We start from the raw sequence: 17,647 nt of genomic DNA on the forward strand, positions 1-17,647 counted from the left end.
CACAAACCTTAACACATCGTTTTAATTGGATGATTTTGGTAGAAAGAGGTAATCTAGCATGGGTAAACTGTTTGGAACCGATGGTATTCGCGGCGTGGTCAACGCCGGTCTTGATGCGGAACTGGCCTATGATGTGGGCGTGGCGGCAGCTTATGTGCTGGCCCAGGCGAAAGGGGAGGGGCGTCCCCGGTTCGCCATCGGCAAGGACACCCGCATCTCCTCCGACCTGCTGGAGGGTGCGCTGATGGCCGGTCTGTGCTCCGCCGGCGCCGACGTGCTCCACCTGGGCGTAATCCCCACCCCCGGCGTGGCCTGGGTGACGGTGGACAGCGGCTGTGACGCCGGTATCGTCATCTCCGCCTCCCACAACCCCTTTGAGCACAACGGCATCAAGATCTTCAACAGCCAGGGCTTCAAGCTGCCCGACGAGCTGGAGGGCAAGATCGAGGACATTATCCTCAACAAGGTCCCCGTGCCCCGCAAGACCGGCGGCGACATCGGCCGCGTGACCTACGCCGACCAGAAGGAGCGCCAGGACTACATCGATCACCTGGTATCCACCATCGATTCCGACCTGTCCGGCCTGAAGATCCTGGTGGACTGCGCCAACGGCGCCTCCTCCGCCACCGCCGGCCGGCTCTTCGATTCCTTCCCCGACCTGCACACCGACATCATCAACGCCGACCCCGATGGCGTGAACATCAACAACGGCTGCGGTTCCACCCATCTGGACGGCCTGAAGGCCATGGTCACCGCCGGCAAGTACGACCTGGGCATCGCTTTTGATGGCGACGCCGACCGCTGCCTTATGGTAGACGAGACCGGCGAGGAGATCGACGGCGATCAGGTCATCGCCGCCTGCGGCCTGGAGCTGCTGGAGCAGGGCAAGCTGCCCGGCAACGCCATCGTGGGTACCGTCATGAGCAACCTGGGCCTGCACGTCTTCTGCCGGGAGCACAACATGGAACTGTTCTGCACCGCTGTGGGTGACCGGAACGTGCTGGAGAAGATGGAGGAGGAAGGCTGGGTCCTGGGCGGCGAGCAGTCCGGCCACACCATCTTCCGCAAATACGCCACCACCGGCGACGGCCAGCTCACCGCCCTGCAGTTCCTGGCCCTGCTGCGCCGCTCCGGCAAGAAGGCCTCTCAGTTGGTGGAGGGCTGCAGGCGCTATCCCCAGACTCTCATCAATGTGCCGGTGGCCGATAACGCCGCCAAGCAGGCCATCATGAACGACCCCTCCATTATGGACGCCGTGGCAGAGCAGGAGAAGCTGCTGGCGGGCACCGGACGGATTTTGGTCCGTCCTTCCGGCACCGAGGCCCTGGTGCGGGTGATGGTGGAGGCCCAGAGCCAGGAGGATGCAGAGAAAGTTGCAGAGCTCTTGGCAAATGTCATAAAAAATCGGGGCTGAAACTGAAATATTTCTAGCAAACACTTGACAAATTCAGGTATCAACGCTTATAATGTGCAAGGAGAAACGGCATGAAAGAGGACTATTTCCAACCGCAGGAGCCCAGTGATGAGGCCCTGTGTGCCCTGGCCGCTTCCGGCGACCGTCAGGCCGAAGAGGACCTGGTGGTGCGCTATAACCGACTGGTCCGCATCTGCGCCCGGCCCTATTTTCTGGCCGGCGGAGACAGCGAGGACCTGATCCAGGAGGGAATGGTGGGGCTGCTGGCCGCTATCCGGGAATATGACCCGGAAAAGGCCGCCTCCTTCCGCACCTATGCGGAGGTGTGCATCAAAAACCGTTTGTTCTCCGTTATCAAAGCAGCAGCAAGAGATAAGCACATACCGCTGAACAACTCCGTCTCGTTCGGAACCCCTCTTTTTAGTGGGAACGGCGATCCATTGGCGTTCAGCGCACCTGACGGACAGGGAACAGACCCGGAGGAGATCTTCCTCAGCCGGGAATCCTTCCGGGAACGTCTGGAGGCGCTGATCGGTCAGCTGTCCGGCTTCGAGGCAAGCGTACTTCGGTTGTATCTGAACGGTCTGTCCTACTCCGAGATTGCAGCCGAGGTAAACAAGTCCCCCAAATCGGTGGACAACGCGGTGCAGCGTATCCGGCGCAAGCTGGCGCAGCAAACTTCTTCCGGCGACATCAGCAAAGGCTGATCGCAATATTACACTGACCCAGCACATGGATCATCCGGACCTGGGCAAAGAAGCAAAGAGAGGGTAACATCATGTACGAAGACAAGACTCTGGTATGTAAGGAATGTGGCCAGGAGTTCGTGTTCACCGCCGGTGAGCAGGAGTTCTACGCCGAGCGCGGCTTCCAGAACGAGCCCCAGCGCTGCAAGGCCTGCCGTGACGCCCGCAAGGCTGCCTCCCGCGGCCCCCGCGAGTACTTCACCGCTACCTGCGCTTCCTGCGGCGGCGAGGCCAAGGTGCCCTTCGAGCCCAAGTCCGACCGTCCTGTTTACTGCAGCGATTGCTTCGCCCGTATGCGCGGCGAGCAGCACTAATCTGCATACCCCAAAGGCCGTCCCGTTCAGGACGGCCTTTTTCTATTGACTGAATGGCGCCTTTTTTCCAACCTCCGCATAGGATGTTCTGGACGGGGCTCCCGTCCCGTCCCAATCCATAGGAGGAGGGACACCCCTTGTATCCCGAGAACAACCCTCAGAACAATCCCGGCATCTGTGACGACAGCTGCGGCACGCTCCCTGAGTGCGCCCCCCTGGCCGTCCCCTATGTGCCGTTTCAGCCCAATAACCCCAAGCGCTACTCCCAGCAGGAGGCCCTGGCCAACGGCACCCTGTTTCCCGGCCTGAACCTGCCCTTCCGCATCAAGGCGGAGGCGGTGAAGGTGCTGGGCACCCAGCTGGCGGAGCTCCAGGCCCTGGAGTTCATGCTCCAGGAGCTGGGCCTCTACCTGGACACCCACCAGGACGACGCCGAGGCCTTCCAGCTCTTCCGGAAGTACGCCGCCCTGGAGGCCGAGGCCCGCAAAAAGTATGAGGCCGCCCACGGCCCCCTGACCCAGAATGCCGCCGCCAGCGCCGACAGCTGGGCCGCCTGGCTGGAGGGCGACTGGCCCTGGAACTACACCGCGGAAGGAGGGGCCAAGTAATGTTCCAGTACGAGAAGAAGCTGCAATACCCCGTGCGCATCAAGACCCCCAACCCCAAGCTGGCCGCCTGGGTCATCAGCCAGTACGGCGGACCTGACGGCGAGCTGGGCGCCTCTCTGCGCTATCTGTCCCAGCGGTACGCCATGCCCTATCCCGAACTGAAGGGCCTGCTCACCGACATCGGCACCGAGGAGCTGGGCCACCTGGAGATGATCGGGGCCATCGTCCATCAGCTCACCCGGGGGCTGACCCAGGAGCAGCTGAAGGAGGGGGGCTTCGCCCCCTACTTTGTGGACCACACCGCCGGGGTCTATCCCACCGCCGCCTCCGGCGCCCCCTGGAACGCCGCCAGCATCGGCGTCAAGGGGGATGTGATCTGCGACCTCACCGAGGATATGGCCGCTGAACAAAAAGCGCGGGTCACCTATGACAACATCCTGCGCCTCAGCGACGATCCCGACGTCAGCGACGTGATCCGCTTCCTGCGGGAGCGGGAGATCGTCCACTTCCAGCGCTTCGGCGAGGCGGTGCGCCTGGCCAAGGAGAAGATGGACCAGAAGAACGTCTACTTCACCAACCCCGCCTTCGATACCGCCAAGAAATAACACAAGAGGCCGACCCATCAGGGTCGGCCTCTTGTCATAGGAAGGGTGATTAGCCTACGCTCTCCAGGAAGCGCATGAGAATGGTAGCCACTTCCGCCCGGGTGGCGCTGCCCAGGGGATTGAGGGTGGTAGCGGTGCTGCCGGTGATCAGGCCCGCGCCGTTGGCCCACTGCATGGCCTCAACGGCATAGGAGCCGATCTGGCCGGCGTCGGTGTAGCTGCTCAGATCGTTGGACGCCGTCACATCATAGTTCTTGTAGGCGGCATAGCGATAGAGGATGGTGGCGATCTGCTCCCGGGTCATCATCTGATCGGGGGCAAAGGTGGTGTCGGACACACCGGTGACGATACCGGCGTCGGCAGCCCAGGCCACAGCATCGGCATACCAGGCATCCGCCGCAACGTCGGTGAAGGTGCAGTCGGCAGCCTCAGGCTTGCCCTCCAGGTTGTACAGTACCTGTACCAGCATGGCCCGGGACATCACGGTGTCGGGAGCGAAGGTGCCGTTGCCGGCGCCGTTCATGATGCCGTTTTCTGCCACATAGGACACCGCGTCGGCGTACCAGGCGGAGGAGTCCACATCGTCAAAGCTGTAGGCCATATCCATGGAGTAGGTGGGCATTTTGTTCTCGGTCAGAACAGAGGGGGTGAACACGTCCTCCTCGGTCAGCTCACCGGCCTGGTCAGCCTTGACAAAGGCCCACAGTTCAGTGAGGATTGTCTTGGCGTTGGCAAAGGCCTCCTCGGAGACGCCCTTGGCCAGGGCAGTAGCGGCCTGCTCGGCCAGCTCCGGGTTCTTCTCATAGAGGGCGGTCATGGACTCATCCACTGCCTCCTGCTGCTCGATGAGGGCCTTCTGGTAGTTCTCCCAGTAGAGCTTCACGTTGGCGCCATAGCGCTCCCGGTCATTGTCGCACAGGTCGTTGATGGCGGTAAATACCCAGTAGGCGGAAGTCTCAGCAGGGAAGTCCTCATCATCCAGCACTTCCTCGATGTCCTTGATGCTGGGGCTGTACTCGGTCTGGAAGATGTCGGAGGTGTCGGTCAGCAGGTTGCTGTAGTAGGGCAGGTAGACGGAGAACTCAGCCCGGGACATGGTCTGCCACTGGATGGTGGCCAGAGCCTCGGGCATATCGCTGCGGATCTCGAACACATGGCACTCGGCCTGGCGCTCGTTGCCGATGGCGGTGCCGTTGGGATTCTTCTCCGGGTTATTGTCGGCGGCATACTCAGTACCCTCGCCGCGGCAGGCCAGCAGCCGCAGCACCTCGTAGGTGGTCAGCTGATGATCGGCCTCAAAGAGCATATTGAAGGGGCCCTCGGGGGCAGCCTCACCGTCCCGCTCCACGGAAACGGACTGGGACAGCTCTTCGTTCAGGTAGTTGACGCCCTGCCAGTAGCGGATGTACTGGCCGTTGCCGAAGTCCTCGGAGCCGTAGGTCTTTTGGATGTCGATCTTGGTGATCTGGTCATCGGCCACCGTACCCTGCTGAGAGGACACCAGGAAATTATTCTCCAGAGGCAGGGAGATCAGATTGGCGGAGGCCACCACGTTTTCGGTGTCGGAGACGTCGATCTCGTTCATCACCACCATGTTAGGATTGACGGACACCTTGTCGTCGGGCATCTTCATGGCCACATACTGGTGGCCGGACAGGGTCTCAAAGTCCCACACCTCGTTGGCATCGCTGATGGTGAAGGAGTTGCACTCGCCGGAGCCGTAGGTATCGATGATGGCGGCCAGCTTCTCCACGCCGTCCCGGGCGGAGTCGGCCGACATCAGGATCACGGAGGTGAGGGAGATCTCGCAGATGCCGGTATCCACCAGGGGATCGGCGGCTTTGGCATTGGCGTTATAGGAAGTGGACACGGTGGCGCTGACGGAGACACCCTTTTCGTTCATGCCCACCTCGCCGTAGGCCTCACGCACCAGGTTTCCGTCCTTATCCACCACAGACTCGCCCTGCTCGATGGAGTCCCGCATCACGGTATAGCGATAGGTGTGGGAGGGATAGGGCATAGAGAAGCCGTATGTATCTTCATACATCTCGCCCTCGGCGTGATCGGCCGCCGGGCGGACCTCAAACACTTTATCGTACAGCTTGCCGATGTCTTCCGAGCGGCCCACATAGGTAGAGCCGTTTTCTGACTGCTGGCTGCCTACATACAGACCACAGCAGGCACTGGCGCTGACGCCGCTGCTTACCACCAGGGAACCGGCCAGCAGTGCCGCTCCAAGCTGTTTCAACCGTTTCTGTTTCATTTGCTTCATCCCTTTTACAGATTTACCGTCGTCTCTTGGACGCGTTTTTGAGTATAGCACCACCCGCTGCATAAATCAAATATTATTTCATTAAATATTGCATAAAATTTCATACCACATCCAGGGCGTTTATCAGCTGAGGCATAAAAAAAGACCGCCCAGGTGATGAGGGCGGTCCTTTTTTGCCGGTCAGGAGAGCTTTACCTTGGCCACAATGACCTTCACAGGCACGGGGGACTCCAGCGCCACACGGGGGGCGTGGAGATCCTGGGGCCAGACGATGTAGAAGGTGCCGGGCCGGACGGTGAGGGTGTCCCAGTCGGTGGTGAAGAACTGGATATCGGGGGTGTACTCGCTGAGCTGCTTCAGGGGGGCGTCGGGCAGGGAGTAGCCCATGCCCTCGGTGCCGGATACCACATACTGAATATCGGCGTAATCCCGGTGGCACTCCAGCTTGCAGTCGGCGGGGAGCTTGGTGTCCACGTCAAACCGGGTGGCGTACACGTTGTCGCCGTCAATGTCAACTCTCTGGCCGGGGGTCAGGGTATCCGGGTCCACCTTGGCCAGCCACTCCAGGGCCTGCTGGAACCGCTGGCCCAGACCGTAATACAGGGGCGCGTTTTTCATTTTATCAATGACCATTGGGCTCACCTCCATGGTTGTTGCTTCCATCTTAGCCCCTGGGCGGCAAAAAGGCAACAGAAATTTGGACAAGCCGGGCGCTTCATGGTAGAATAGCAGGGACGGTTTCTTCTATCCCGCCCCGCCGCCGCATATTCTTCCTTGAAAAGGGGGGAGCGGTATGAAGCGGATCGGACAGTGGGCCCTGCTGTGGGTGCTGGCTCTGGCCACCGCCGGTTATCTGGTGTTCTGGCCGGGAGGCACGGTACAGACCGCGGGGCCTATGGACAGTGGACGGCCTGTTCTGGTGCTGGACGCCGGCCACGGCGGGGAGGACGGGGGCGCGGTGTCTCTCACCGGCGTGCCGGAGAGCCAGATCAATCTGGCCATCGTCCAGAAGCTGGACCTGCTGCTGGGGCTGTGCGGCCGGGCGCCGGTGGTGCTGCGGCAGGAGGACGTGTCTCTCCACGACTCGGAAGCGGATACATTAAGAGAGAAGAAGGTCTCTGACCTGAAAAACCGGGTGGCGATGGTGGAGGGGACGGAAAACGGGGTGCTGCTGAGCATCCATCAGAATATGTTCACCAACGCCAAGTACCACGGGGCACAGGTGTTTTACGCCCCCACCCAGGGGAGTCAGGAGTTTGCCGTCCACACCCAGGAGGTGCTGCGGCAGACGGTGGACCAAACCAATGAGCGCCAGGCCAAGCCCATTCCGGACACGGTCTACCTCATGAACCATATCACACGCCCCGCCATTCTGGTGGAGTGTGGCTTTCTGTCCAACCCGGAGGAGGAGGGCAAGCTGCGCTCGGAGGGCTATCAGCTCCAGCTGGCCGCCGCTCTCACCGGGGCGTGGCTGCAATATGAGGGCAATTTTACATCGTAACGCCGCCGTACAGGGCGGCTACACCAAAGAATAAAGGGAGGATCATCCACCCATGAAAGCAAAGACCATGTTTTACTGTACCGAATGCGGCAACGAGCTGCCCAAGTGGGCGGGCCAGTGCCCCGCCTGCAAGGCGTGGAACACCATTGTGGAGCAGCCCGCCGAGACCAAGCGGAAGAGCGCCGCGGCCGTGGCCACGGTGGGGGAGCGGCGGGGCAGCATCAAACCCCGGCTCATGGACGAGGTGGAGACCACCCGGGAGCTGCGGTTCCAGACCGGCATGAACGAGCTGGACCGGGTGCTGGGCGGCGGCGCCGTTCAGGGCTCCCTGGTGCTGGTGGGCGGCGCCCCGGGCATCGGCAAGTCCACCCTCATGCTCCAGATCTGCCAGAACCTATGTAAGTTTGCCAAGGTGCTCTACGTCTCCGGCGAGGAGTCCGAGCGGCAGATCAAGCTGCGTGCCGAGCGGCTGGGGGTGCGGGGGCAGGAGCTCTATCTGCTGGCGGAAACCAACCTGGACGACGTGGTGGAGGCGGTGACCGCCCTCCAGCCCGACGTGCTCATCGTGGACTCCATCCAGACCATGTACAACGGAGAGCTGTCCGCCGCCCCCGGCAGCATCGGCCAGGTGAAGGACTGCACCATGGCCCTGATGAATCTGGCCAAGGGCAGGGGGGTGACGGTGTTTGTCATCGGCCACGTCAATAAGGAGGGCTCCATTGCCGGACCCAAGGTGCTGGAGCACATGGTGGACTGCGTGCTCTACTTCGAGGGGGAGCAGCAGAACTCCTACCGCATCCTGCGGGCGGCCAAGAACCGCTTCGGCGCCACCAACGAGATCGGGGTCTTCGAAATGGGGGACGCCGGTCTCACCGAGGTACCCAACCCCTCGGAGATGCTGCTGGCCGGGCGCCCCCAGGACACCCCCGGCACCTGCGTCACCTGCGTCATGGAGGGGGTGCGGCCGGTGCTGGCGGAGGTCCAGGCCCTGCTGGCCCCCACCAGCTTCAACGTGCCCCGGCGCACCTGCAACGGCTTCGACTTCAACCGGGCCAACCTGCTGCTGGCGGTGCTGGAGAAGCGGGGCGGGCTGATGGTCAGCTCCTGCGACGCCTACATCAACGTCATCGGCGGCCTCAACCTGGACGAGCCCGCCGCGGACCTGGCTATGGTGGTGGCTCTGGCCTCCTCCTTCCGGGACCGGCCGGTGCCCGGCGACCTGGCCGCCATCGGGGAGGTGGGCCTCACCGGCGAGCTGCGGTCGGTAAACGCCCTGGGCCAGCGGCTCAGCGAGGTCCACCGGCTGGGCTTCACCAAATGCCTGGTGCCCCAGCGCACCGGGGCCAAGCTGGAGGTCCCCGATGGGCTCCAGCTCATCAAGGTCCGCAACATCCGGGAGGCCCTGGCCTTTTTATAAGGTAGGGGAGCCGCCCAGAATTTTTGGATAAAAAGCAAGTCTCTCTTGCAAAAAGGGAGAAAATCGGATATACTACCAATATCCTAGAAATTTGGAGGTATTCCCTTTATGGCTCAGATTACCAAAGATACCATCATCGGCGATATCCTGGACATCGCTCCCGAGACCGCTCCCATCTTCCTGTCCATCGGTATGCACTGCCTGGGCTGCCCCTCTTCCCGCGGCGAGACCGTGGAGGAGGCCTGCATGGTCCACGGCGTGGACGTGGACGAGCTGCTGGCCAAGATCAACGCCAGCGTGGGCGCTGCTCAGTAACAACCGTAAAAAAGGAGCGGTCAGACCGCTCCTTTTTTGAAAGCTTCGAAAAAGTGGCAAAGCCGCTTTTTCGAGAAGGCTGCAGCCCGCCGCGCGCGGACAAAGTCCACACTTGCGGGCTGAGCAGTGTTTTCGTCCACGCACTTGTCGCGGCCGAAAACAGATTTGGACTTTTTTCGCGCCTGCGGGCGCGAACTCTGCGAGGCTCTTTTGATAAACTGAAAAAAGGAGCGGTCAGACCGCTCCTTTTTTCGTAGGAGGTGAAGGGATGCGTCCCATGGAACTGACTCCCCGGCTGCGCTCGGTGGCCCAGCTGGTGCCCCAGGGGGCCAAATTTGCCGACATCGGCACCGACCACGCCTATCTGCCGGTGTGGCTCCTTCAGCGGGGGATCATCACAAAGGCTCTGGCCTGCGACCTGCGGCAGGGGCCTCTGGACCGTGCCCGGGCCACGGCGGAGAAATACGGCCTGACGGAGCAGATGGACTTCCGGCTGTGCGACGGCCTGGCGGGGGTGCGCCCCGGCGAGGCCGACACCATCGCCATCGCCGGCATGGGGGGCGAGACCATCGCCGCCATCCTGTCCGCCGCGCCCTGGACGTGGCGGGAGGACTGCCTGCTGCTCCTCCAGCCCATGAGCGCCCAGCCCCAGCTGCGGCTGTGGCTCCAGGAGCACGGCTACACCATTGCCCGGGAAATCCTGACCCGGGAAGGGGATACCATTTATACGACCTTCCAGGTAAAGGCCGGACCCATGCCGGAGCTCACCGCCGGTGAGCTGTGGGCGGGCCGGCAGAGCAGGGGGGAGGCCGACCCTCTGCGGAGCGAATACTTAAACCGGCTCATTGACCAGACCGGCCGGGCGGTGGAGGGGCTGCGCCGCTCCACCCGGAGCGCCGACGCCGGGCGTCTGGACGAAATGGAGCGGGCCCACCGGGGCCTGCTGGAACTGCGAGAGGAGTGGCTGTCATGGCAACCGTAAGAGAGATTTATCAATACTTGGATGGGCTGGCCCCTTTTTCCCTCCAGATGGACTTTGACAACGCAGGCTTTCTGGTGGGCCGGGGGGACCGGACCGTTGACAAGGTGCTGGTGAGCCTGGACATCACCGAAGAGGTGGTGGCTGAGGCCGCCCAGCTGGGGTGCCAGCTCATTGTGTCCCACCATCCGGTGATCTTTTTCCCCGCCAAGTCGGTGACCGACGCCACCCCCGACGGGCGTATTCTGCTCTCTCTGGTGGAGCACAACATCGCCGCCGTATGCGCACACACCAACCTGGACGCGGTGTGTGGGGGTGTCAACGACGCCTTGGCCCGCAAGCTGGGTCTTACCAACATTGAGCAGCTCAAGCAGGACGGGGTGGATTCCTCCGGCCGGCCCTACGGCATCGGCCGGGTGGGCAACACCGCCGGAGTGCCCATGTACGCCCCCGCCTTCGCCGCCTTCGTGAAGGAGACGCTGGGGGCAAACGGGGTGCGCTTTGTGGACGCCCGCCGCCCGGTGCGCCGGGTGGCCGTGGGAGGCGGCGCCTGCGCCGATATGCTCAAGGACGCTCTGGCCCTGGGCTGCGACACCTTTGTCACCGCCGATGTGAAGTACAACGGCTTCCTGGACGCCAAGGCTCTGGGGGTCAACCTCATCGACGCCGGCCACTATCCCACCGAGCAGGTGGTGGTGCCTGTGCTGGCCAAGTGGCTGACCGACGGCTTCCCCAAGGTGGAGGTGCTCACCACCCAGACCCATAAAGAGGTGTTTTCCTACCTGTGAGGGCTTGTCAAGCCACAGAAAAAGTGATAAACTAGATGCGCTGATTTTCGACGAGAAGGGAACGAGTACCAATGTCAGGACATTCCAAGTGGCATAATATTCAGAAGACCAAGGGCGCGGCCGACGCCAAGCGCTCCCAGATCTTCACCAAGATCGCCCGCGAGATGATCGTGGCCGTCAAGACCGGCGGCAGCGGCGACCCCAACAATAACTCCCGCCTGGCCACCGTCATCGCCAAGGCCAAGGCGGCCAATATGCCCAACGACAACATCAAGCGCACCATCGATAAGGCTCTGGGCTCCGGCAACACCGACAGCTACGAGAACGTGGTGTATGAGGGCTACGGTCCCTCCGGCGTGGCCGTCATCGTGGACGCCCTCACCGACAACCGCAACCGCACCGCCCCCGAGGTCCGTCACCTGCTGGACAAGTACGGCAAGGGCCTGGGCGCCACCGGCTGCGTGTCCTGGTCCTTCGACCGCAAGGGCGTCATCATTATCGAGAAAGAGGACCTGGATGAGGACACCGTCATGATGGACGCCCTGGACTGCGGCGCCGACGATATGCAGGTGGAGGACGAGGTCTTTGAGGTGTACACCGATCCCGATTCCTTCGGCACTGTGCTGGCCGCCATGGAGGAGAAGGGCTACACCTTCGTTCAGGCTGCCGTGGAGATGGTGCCCCAGAACTACGTCAAGCTGGAAAATGAGGACGACATCAAGAACATGGAGAAGCTCATTGACCTGCTGGAGGACAACGACGACGTTCAGAACGTCTGGCACAACTGGGATCAGGGCTGAGTTTATAAAAAAGGAGCCTGCCGCATTTGCGGCAGGCTCCTTTTCTCATGGAATATATTCCAAATGCCGGCAGATCCATTTGCCCGCCTTGCTGCCCAGCACCAGGGCGATGGGCAGGGGAATGACTGCAAAGAGCAGAAGAAAAACCAGCGGATTCCAGGAGGCGGCATACAGCAGGACGGAGTAGTCGGAGAAGTGTTCCAGCAAAAAGACGTAAAACCGAAACATGAAATATACCGCCCACACCATGCAGAAGGCCTCCAGCTTGGAACTGTCCATTCCGGTGTGGACCCGGTCGGACTCCGGGATGGGACGGCCCTTGACCTCCCGCTCCAGCAGGGCGGCGTAATCCTCCAGGCCGCTGGCCTGGGCGGTGTCGGTGAAGCGCAGCTTGTCGTAGGCGTCTATGGCCGCCTGGAGCCGCTGCCGGAGGGAAAAGGCCGCCCTGGAGGCGTTCTTCTGAAAATCCTCGATCATGGCGCGGATCTCCTCCAGGGTGAAGCCCGCCTTCCGCAGGGTGGAGATGGCTTTCAGCCGGTCCACGTCGGCGGGGGAGAAGTCCAGCCAGGTCCGTCCGCCCCGGCGCTGGGCCAGGGGAACCACCAGTTTTTCCTGCACATAGAACCGCACCGCCCGCTCTGTCAGACCGGTCTGGGCGCATACTTCCTTCATTTTCATGGGCCATCCCTCCTTGGGTAAGGACAGTGTACCATCTGACGTAAGGGAAGAGTCAAGGGATTTTGCAAAAAAAGATGGCCCGGAGCTGCACGCTCCGGGCCATCATATCTGCAAGTAAGCCTGTAAGCCGGGTTCTGTCCTTTAAGACAGCCATCTATCTCGACGCACCGTTGCCGGTACGCTCAAGCCGCCTCCCCGGGACGGCCGGGCCGGCCTGTTGTCCCTCCACGGCGTTGCTCCGGATAGAGTTTACAGCGATGGACGCTTGGCACGCCATCGGGTGAGCTCTTACCTCGCCTTTCCACCCTTACTGGCCGGTCGCCTCCATCTGAAGGCGGTCCTGTTCCTAGTTTCGGAAAATGGGTGTATCACGTCGGCCTGCGGCCGCCGTGATGCATCCGCCTCCACATGGAGGCAACCGGCCAGCGGTCTATTTCTGTTGCACTTTTCCTAGGGTCGCCCCCGGCGGGTGTTACCCGTTATCCTTGCCCTATGGAGCCCGGACTTTCCTCACCCACGGGCCTTTCGCCCCGCAGGCGCGGCTGTCCAGCTTGCTTGCCCGACTATTTTACGCTATCTTGCCCGGATTGTCAAATCAAAAGCGCTCAGCGTTTGCATTTTCTCTTCAGGTGGGATATAATAAATTGGTTAAACTATGAAAAGGGAGGAACTGTTATGAAGCGTTCCACCATACAGGAATATCTGGCGGGTCTGAAGGGCAAGCGGGTGGCCGTCATCGGCATCGGCGTGTCCAACACCCCCCTGATCAAAATGCTGCTGCGGGCGGGTGTGAAGGTCACCGCCTGCGACAAAAAGCCCATGAGCGCCTTCGCCGGTCTGGCCGAGGAGCTGGAGAGCCTGGGCGCCACCCTGAAGCTGGGGGAGGACTACCTGGAGGACCTGGACTTTGAGGTCATCTTCCGCACACCCGGTATGCGGCCCGACCTGCCCCAGCTGGTGGCCGCCCAGCAGAAGGGGGCCATCCTGACCTCTGAGATGGAGGTCTTTTTCCAGGTCTGCCCCTGCCGCACCATCGCCGTCACCGGCAGCGACGGAAAAACCACCACCACCACCATCATTGCCGAGCTGCTCAAGGCGGCGGGGGAGACCGTCTATGTGGGCGGCAACATCGGCAAGCCCCTGCTGCCCGACGTGGACGGCATGGAGCCGGGGGATATCGCCGTGCTGGAGCTGTCCTCCTTCCAGCTGATGACCATGGACCGGAGCCCCAACATCGCCGTGGTCACCAACCTGGCCCCCAACCACCTGGACGTCCACAAGTCCATGGAGGAGTACATTGAGGCCAAGGAGAACATCTTCCTCCATCAGAGCGAACAGGATCTGCTGGTGGTCAACGCCGACAACGAGATCACCCACGGCTTTGCCGGAGAGGCTCAGGGCCGGGTGGCCATGTTCAGCCGCCTGTCCGAGCCCGCCCGGGGCGCCTTCCTGCGGGATGGGGTGATCTGGGTCCGCAACGAGATGCACGAGCGCCCGGTGCTGCCGGTCAGTGACATCCTGCTGCCCGGCACCCACAACGTGGAGAACTATATGGCGGCTATTACCGCCCTGGACGGCCTGGTGCCCGATCCGGTGGTGCGGGACTTCGCCCAGAAGTTCGCCGGGGTGGAGCACCGCATCGAACTGGTGCGCACCCTGAACGGTGTGAAGTACTACAACGACTCCATCGCCTCCAGCCCCTCCCGCACCATTGCCGGCCTGCGCTCCTTCCACCAGAAGGTGATCCTCATCGCCGGCGGCTACGACAAGCACATCCCCTTCGACGTGCTTGGCCCTGAGATCATCGGCCATGTAAAGGAATTGTTCCTCACAGGCAATACCGCGGAGAAGATCAAGGCCGCCGTGGAGAACTGCCCTGATTATCTCCCCTCCGCCCTGCCCATCACCGTCATCGACGGCTTTGAGGAGGCGGTACTGGCCGCCCACAAGGCCGCCAAGCCGGGTGACGTGGTGATCCTGTCTCCCGCCTGCGCCTCCTTTGACAAGTTCAAGAACTTTATGGAGCGGGGCGCCGCCTTTAAGAAGATCATTTATGGATTGTCATAAATAGCCTCATAAGGAGGAGTTACATTTGGATATGAAAATTGTGCTGGAGACCCTGTGCGGCTGCACGGCGCCCTCCGGCTTTGAGACCCCGGCGGCACAGGCCGCCCAGGCCCTGCTGGCCCCCCTGGTGGATGAGACCAGCATCGACCGCATGGGCAACCTGATCGGTGTGCGCCGCTGCGGCAAACCGGACGCCGGGAAGGTCCTGCTGGACGCCCATCTGGATGAGATCGGCCTCATCGTCACCGGGGCGGAGGAGGGTTACCTCCGGTTCCGCACCATCGGCGGGGTGGACCCCCGGATGCTGCCCGGCCGGGAAGTGACCATCCTGACCCAGCCCCCCATGGTGGGCATGGTAGCCAGCCCCGGCCCCGAGCAGGACGACGAGAGCAAGTCCGTACCCATCTCCGAGCTGGTGGTGGACGCCGGTCTGACCCAGGAGCAGGCGGAACAGCTGATGGGCACCCCCATGGTGTACCGGGGCTCCTGCTTCCCTCTGGGGGAGGACCAGATGTGCGGCAAAGCCATGGACGACCGGTCCTGCTTTGCCATTCTGCTGCGCTGCATGGAGCTGCTGAAGGACAAGGAACTGGACATGGACGTGTACGTCATGGGCTCCACCCGGGAGGAGGTCTCCGGGGTGGGCGCCACCGTGGGTACCTGGGCGGTACAGCCCGACTGCTGCATCGCCGTAGACGTGACCCACGGCCGCACCCCCGATGGCCCCGCTGACAAGACCTTCGTGCTGGGAGGGGGACCCGCCATCGGTGTGGGCCCCAACATGACCCGCTGGATGACTCAAAGGCTGCTGGATAAGGCACAGGAAAGGGAAATTCCTTTCCAGCAGGAGGTCATGAGCGGCCACACCGGCACCAACGGCTGGGAGATGCAGATCAGCCGGGAGGGCGTTGCCACGGCGGTGCTGTCTCTGCCTCTGAAATATATGCACAGCCCCATTGAGGTGCTGTCTCTCACCGATCTGGAGCACACCGCGGCTCTGCTGGCCGCCTTTGTGGAGGATCTGGGAAAGGAGGGGCAGCTGTGAAGGAACTGCTGAGAAAACTGTGCGCCCTGCCCGGCGTGTCCAGCTGGGAGGACCAGGTGCGGGACTGTGTGATGGAGGTGGCCGGTCAGTACGCCACCGAGCTGCGTGTGGACGCCATGGGCAACGTGATCGCCTTCAAGGAGGGAACCAAGGCCACCGGCAACAAGCTGCTGCTCACCGCCCACATGGACGAGGTGGGCCTGATGGTGCGCGCCATCACCGACGAGGGCTACCTGAAATTCGACACGGTGGGCCGCATTGACCGCCGGGTGCTGCTGGGCAAGCGGGTGCTGGTTGGGCCCAGGCTGCTGCCCGCCGTGGTGGGTCTGAAGGCCTACCATCTGGTGAGCCGGGACGAGGAGAAGAACGTCCCCAAGCTGGACGAATTCTACCTGGACATTGGAGCCAAGAGCAGGGAAGAGGCGGAAAAGCTGGTCCGTCTGGGGGACGTGGCCACCTTTGACAGCACCCCTGAGATTTTTGGGAACGGCCTGCTGAAGGGCCGGGCTCTGGACAGCCGCATCGGCTGCGCCGTGCTGCTGTGGCTTATGCGGGAGGAGCTGCCCATGGACTGCACCTTCGTGTTCACCGCCCAGCAAGAGGTGGGAGCAAGAGGTGCTTTCGGCGCCGCCTTCTCGGTGCAGCCGGAGATTGCTCTGGTGCTGGAGGGAGCTCCCGCCGCCGATCTGGCCGGGGTGCCCGCCCACAAAAAGGCCTGCGCCCTGGGCAAGGGCGCGGTGCTCCCCATTATGGACAAGGGCGTTATCGTGGACCGGAAGCTCTTTGAGACCCTGCGGAAGCTGGCGGAGGAACAGAACATTTCCTGGCAGCTCCGGGAGGCCACCACCGGCTCCGGCGACGCCATGGCGGTCCAGCGGGCCGCTTCCGGCGTGCGTACAGCGGTCATCGCCGCACCGGTGCGCTATCCCCACACCCCCGCCACCCTGGCCAGCGCCGAGGATATCGAGGCCATGCTGCAGCTGACCCGGGCATTCATCAACCATCTGTCCAAGGAGGACTGACCATATGGATATTTTAGAGATCATGCAGGCCCTCAACGCCTGCCACGGCCCCTCGGGCAACGAGGGCCAGGTGGCTGCTGCCATCCGGACCCTGGCCGCCCCCTATGTGGACGAGATCACCACCGACGCTTTGGGCAACCTGATCTGCCACAAGCAGGGCACCGGCCCCCGGGTGATGTTTGCCGCCCACATGGACTCCATCGGCTTCATCATTACCCACATCGACGAGCATGGCTACCTGCGCTTCGGCCAGGTGGGCGGCCTGTCCGCCCACGACCTGCCCGGCACCCCCGTCCGGTTCCGCAACGGCACCCGGGGCGTGGTGGCGGTCCAGGGAAAGGTGGAGCCCAAGGACTGGAAACTGGATCACCTTTACATTGATATCGGCGCCAAGGATCAGGCCGAGGCCAAGACCATGGTGCAGGTGGGGGACACCGCCGTATTTGACACCACTCCCTTTGTCAGCGGCCGCAAGATTTTCTCCCCCTATCTGGATGACCGCATCGCCTGTGCCATCCTGCTCTCTGCCATGGAGCGCATCAAGCACGCCGGCAACGACCTGTACTTTGTCTTTACCGTTCAGGAGGAGGTGGGCCTGCGGGGCGCCCGCACCGCCGCCTACGGCATCGCCCCTGACTACGGCATCGCCGTGGATGTGACCGACTCCGACGACATCCCCGACGCTCCCCACGAGTGCTCCAGCGCGGCGGGGAAGGGCGCCGCCATCAAAGTGATGGACAGCTCGGTCATCTGCCACCCGGCAGTGGTGAAAACCCTGGAGGATCTGGCACAGGCAAGGAATATTCCTTACCAGCGGGACATCCTCCGCTTCGGCGGCACCGACGCCGGCGCCATCCATCAAAGCCGCTCCGGCGTGTACACCGGCGGTATCTCGGTGGCCACCCGGTACGTCCACACCCCCATGGAGGTGGCCGACCTGGACGACATCGAGGCCTGCGTGGCCCTGACCGCCGCCTTCGCTCAGGCCAAGCTGGAGGCGTAATTTCTCTGAAAATGGTGGGGCGTCTCCGACGTCCCGCCAAACCCACAAACCATAGATAGAACAGGATGGATCA

At 62.4% G+C, this 17,647-nt stretch carries 18 protein-coding genes and 1 other RNA gene; 15 read left to right on the forward strand and 4 right to left on the reverse strand.

The window, feature by feature from the left end; all coding sequences use genetic code 11:
- The first annotated feature begins 58 nt into the window (after window positions 1–58).
- The 5 genes from glmM to B5G42_RS09625 all read left to right on the forward strand — a co-directional run bounded on the left by glmM (window position 59) and on the right by B5G42_RS09625 (window position 3,687).
- Window positions 59–1,414 carry a phosphoglucosamine mutase gene (gene glmM, locus B5G42_RS09605; RefSeq protein ID WP_087269560.1) on the forward strand — a complete coding sequence of 452 codons (1,356 nt, stop codon included), beginning with the start codon at window positions 59–61 and terminating at the stop codon, window positions 1,412–1,414.
- 71 nt (window positions 1,415–1,485) lie between these two features.
- Window positions 1,486–2,121 (forward strand): sigma-70 family RNA polymerase sigma factor, encoded by a 636-nt coding sequence (locus B5G42_RS09610; protein WP_087269563.1) that lies wholly within the window; start codon window positions 1,486–1,488, stop codon window positions 2,119–2,121.
- 71 nt (window positions 2,122–2,192) lie between these two features.
- Window positions 2,193–2,474, forward strand: a complete 282-nt coding sequence (locus tag B5G42_RS09615; RefSeq protein ID WP_087188755.1) for a zinc-ribbon domain containing protein — start codon at window positions 2,193–2,195, stop codon at window positions 2,472–2,474.
- A 137-nt stretch (window positions 2,475–2,611) separates the two neighbouring features.
- On the forward strand, window positions 2,612–3,082 hold the full coding sequence (locus B5G42_RS09620) for a spore coat protein CotJB (RefSeq protein ID WP_087188756.1): 471 nt from the start codon (window positions 2,612–2,614) through the stop codon (window positions 3,080–3,082).
- On the forward strand, window positions 3,082–3,687 hold the full coding sequence (locus tag B5G42_RS09625; RefSeq protein ID WP_087269566.1) for a manganese catalase family protein: 606 nt from the start codon (window positions 3,082–3,084) through the stop codon (window positions 3,685–3,687). Before B5G42_RS09620 ends, B5G42_RS09625 begins: the two co-directional genes overlap by 1 nt.
- A gap of 49 nt (window positions 3,688–3,736) precedes the next feature.
- Here the strand turns inward: B5G42_RS09625 and B5G42_RS09630 are convergent, their stop codons facing one another.
- Window positions 3,737–5,950, reverse strand: a complete 2,214-nt coding sequence (locus tag B5G42_RS09630; RefSeq protein ID WP_162611072.1) for a C69 family dipeptidase — start codon at window positions 5,948–5,950, stop codon at window positions 3,737–3,739.
- 189 nt (window positions 5,951–6,139) lie between these two features.
- Window positions 6,140–6,592 (reverse strand): YhcH/YjgK/YiaL family protein, encoded by a 453-nt coding sequence (locus B5G42_RS09635; RefSeq protein ID WP_242955426.1) that lies wholly within the window; start codon window positions 6,590–6,592, stop codon window positions 6,140–6,142.
- Between the two features lie 160 nt (window positions 6,593–6,752).
- On the opposite strand from B5G42_RS09635, the gene B5G42_RS09640 reads away from it, so the two are divergent.
- The 6 genes from B5G42_RS09640 (at window position 6,753) to B5G42_RS09665 (ending at window position 11,759) form a co-directional block, all read left to right on the forward strand.
- On the forward strand, window positions 6,753–7,460 hold the full coding sequence (locus B5G42_RS09640) for an N-acetylmuramoyl-L-alanine amidase (protein WP_087269572.1): 708 nt from the start codon (window positions 6,753–6,755) through the stop codon (window positions 7,458–7,460).
- A 52-nt stretch (window positions 7,461–7,512) separates the two neighbouring features.
- Window positions 7,513–8,877 carry a DNA repair protein RadA gene (gene radA, locus B5G42_RS09645; RefSeq protein ID WP_087269575.1) on the forward strand — a complete coding sequence of 455 codons (1,365 nt, stop codon included), beginning with the start codon at window positions 7,513–7,515 and terminating at the stop codon, window positions 8,875–8,877.
- 108 nt (window positions 8,878–8,985) lie between these two features.
- Entirely contained in the window at window positions 8,986–9,192 is a 207-nt protein-coding gene (locus tag B5G42_RS09650) for a DUF1858 domain-containing protein (protein WP_087188762.1), read from the forward strand.
- 268 nt (window positions 9,193–9,460) lie between these two features.
- Entirely contained in the window at window positions 9,461–10,174 is a 714-nt protein-coding gene (locus B5G42_RS09655; protein WP_087188763.1) for a tRNA (adenine(22)-N(1))-methyltransferase, read from the forward strand.
- Entirely contained in the window at window positions 10,162–10,959 is a 798-nt protein-coding gene (locus tag B5G42_RS09660) for a Nif3-like dinuclear metal center hexameric protein (RefSeq protein ID WP_087269578.1), read from the forward strand. Before B5G42_RS09655 ends, B5G42_RS09660 begins: the two co-directional genes overlap by 13 nt.
- A 71-nt stretch (window positions 10,960–11,030) precedes the next feature.
- Window positions 11,031–11,759, forward strand: coding sequence for a YebC/PmpR family DNA-binding transcriptional regulator (locus B5G42_RS09665; RefSeq protein WP_087269581.1), 729 nt, complete (start codon window positions 11,031–11,033; stop codon window positions 11,757–11,759).
- A 45-nt stretch (window positions 11,760–11,804) separates the two neighbouring features.
- Here B5G42_RS09665 and B5G42_RS09670 read toward each other — a convergent pair whose 3' ends face one another.
- Window positions 11,805–12,437 carry a MerR family transcriptional regulator gene (locus B5G42_RS09670; protein ID WP_087269584.1) on the reverse strand — a complete coding sequence of 211 codons (633 nt, stop codon included), beginning with the start codon at window positions 12,435–12,437 and terminating at the stop codon, window positions 11,805–11,807.
- Between the two features lie 107 nt (window positions 12,438–12,544).
- Window positions 12,545–12,995: RNase P RNA component class A (gene rnpB / locus B5G42_RS09675), an RNA gene on the reverse strand.
- Between the two features lie 117 nt (window positions 12,996–13,112).
- Between rnpB and murD the strand changes: the two genes are divergently transcribed.
- The 4 genes from murD to B5G42_RS09695 are packed head-to-tail and all read left to right on the forward strand — an operon-like array spanning window position 13,113 to window position 17,574.
- Window positions 13,113–14,504 (forward strand): UDP-N-acetylmuramoyl-L-alanine--D-glutamate ligase, encoded by a 1,392-nt coding sequence (murD, locus tag B5G42_RS09680; RefSeq protein WP_087269587.1) that lies wholly within the window; start codon window positions 13,113–13,115, stop codon window positions 14,502–14,504.
- A 31-nt stretch (window positions 14,505–14,535) separates the two neighbouring features.
- A complete protein-coding gene (locus B5G42_RS09685; protein ID WP_087269659.1) occupies window positions 14,536–15,549 on the forward strand; it encodes a M42 family peptidase in 1,014 nt (337 codons plus the stop codon).
- Window positions 15,546–16,571 carry a M42 family metallopeptidase gene (locus B5G42_RS09690; RefSeq protein WP_087269590.1) on the forward strand — a complete coding sequence of 342 codons (1,026 nt, stop codon included), beginning with the start codon at window positions 15,546–15,548 and terminating at the stop codon, window positions 16,569–16,571. The genes B5G42_RS09685 and B5G42_RS09690 overlap by 4 nt, the downstream gene beginning before the upstream one ends.
- 4 nt (window positions 16,572–16,575) lie before the next feature.
- Entirely contained in the window at window positions 16,576–17,574 is a 999-nt protein-coding gene (locus tag B5G42_RS09695) for a M42 family metallopeptidase (protein ID WP_087188769.1), read from the forward strand.
- Window positions 17,575–17,647 lie beyond the last annotated feature (73 nt).

Source organism: Flavonifractor sp. An91, from assembly GCF_002159225.1.
Classification (GTDB): domain Bacteria; phylum Bacillota; class Clostridia; order Oscillospirales; family Oscillospiraceae; genus Flavonifractor; species Flavonifractor avicola.